The sequence below is a fragment of the Chromohalobacter sarecensis genome (assembly GCF_023061135.1).
GTDB classification, from domain to species: domain Bacteria; phylum Pseudomonadota; class Gammaproteobacteria; order Pseudomonadales; family Halomonadaceae; genus Chromohalobacter; species Chromohalobacter sarecensis.
Genome location: NZ_JAKGAN010000024.1, coordinates 1 through 1,277, shown reverse-complemented (window position 1 = coordinate 1,277; position 1,277 = coordinate 1). Strand labels below are relative to the sequence as shown.

The 1,277-nt window shown below is 56.8% G+C and carries 1 protein-coding gene; it reads left to right on the top strand.

Annotated elements, in window-relative coordinates; translation table 11 throughout:
- The first annotated feature begins 69 nt into the window (after window positions 1–69).
- Window positions 70–1,041 carry an Rpn family recombination-promoting nuclease/putative transposase gene (locus L1071_RS16150; RefSeq protein ID WP_246977067.1) on the top strand — a complete coding sequence of 324 codons (972 nt, stop codon included), beginning with the start codon at window positions 70–72 and terminating at the stop codon, window positions 1,039–1,041.
- Window positions 1,042–1,277 lie beyond the last annotated feature (236 nt).

The window sequence follows — 1,277 nt, the reverse complement described above, 5'->3', positions numbered from 1 at the left end:
TATTCGCGATAGTCCCTGTCGCCGGTACCCGCAACGCGGTAGGCTTCAGGTATCAAGACAGGAGCGCGTATGGCGAGTCAACACCACGATACCGGCTACAAGGAGCTGTTCAGCCACCCAGAGTTCGTGCAGCAGCTGATCGAAGGCTTTGCGCCTGCCGAGATTGCCGCGCTGATGGACTTCACGACGCTCAGGCATCACAACGGCCATTACATCACGCCGATGTTCGAAGAGAAGATCGAAGATGTAGTGTGGTCGGTCGAGGTGACCTGGGACGGGGTGGCGCAAGAGGTGTATTTGTACATCTTGCTTGAGTTTCAGTCGTCGGTGGATCGCACCATGCCGATCCGGCTGATGCACTACGTCGCCTGCTTCTACAGCGAGCTACTCAAGCAAAAGGTCACCACGCCTAGCCAAGGCCTGCCGCCGGTGTTTCCGGTGGTGCTCTACAATGGCGTGGACCGCTGGGCGGCGCCGTTGGATGTCTATCGCATGATCGCCCCGGAACCCCCGAGTTTTCTGCAGGTCTACCAACCACACCTGCGCTATTACCTGGTCGACGAAGGGCGCTATACTGACGAAGAGTTGGGATTGGTACAGACGCCGCTGAGTGGGGTGTTCAGTGTCGAGAAGGCATCCAAGGATCGCCGGAGTCTCCAGCAAGCCGTGGACCGGATCGTGGCGATCATCCAGTCCGATCCGAACAAGGACCGTATCGACGCGATCATCACCCGTTGGTTGAAGCGCCACCTTCAACGACTCGGCGCCGAGGTCAATCTGGATCGCCTCAACAGTTTGGTGGAGGATAAAGATATGTTGGCAGAAAATTTGCAGAACTGGGCCGAGAAAGAGCGGCAAGAAGGCCGTCAGGAAGGGCTTCAGGAAGGACGTCAAAAAGCTGAGCAACGCGCTTTGGAAGAAAAACGTAATACCGCTCGCAACCTGATCGCTCGTACTGAGATGGAAGATCAGATGATCGCGGAGATTACGGGGCTGGCCGTTGAGGAAGTGAGCCAGTTGCGCTCAGAGGATAAGCACTGATCGCGCGACGCACGCGTTAACACAATCGCGACTGAAGCCCCTTCTACAAGAGCACCCACCAGTCTGTGAATAGATATTAGTGGGAGCGAATTTATTCGCGATAGTCCCTGTTGCAGGTGCCCGCAACGCGGTAGGCTTCCTGGATCGAGACAGGAGCGCGTATGGCGAGTCAATCCCACCACCCTCACGACCACAGCTATAAGCTGCTGTTCTCTCACCCCGAGATGGTGCGAGAC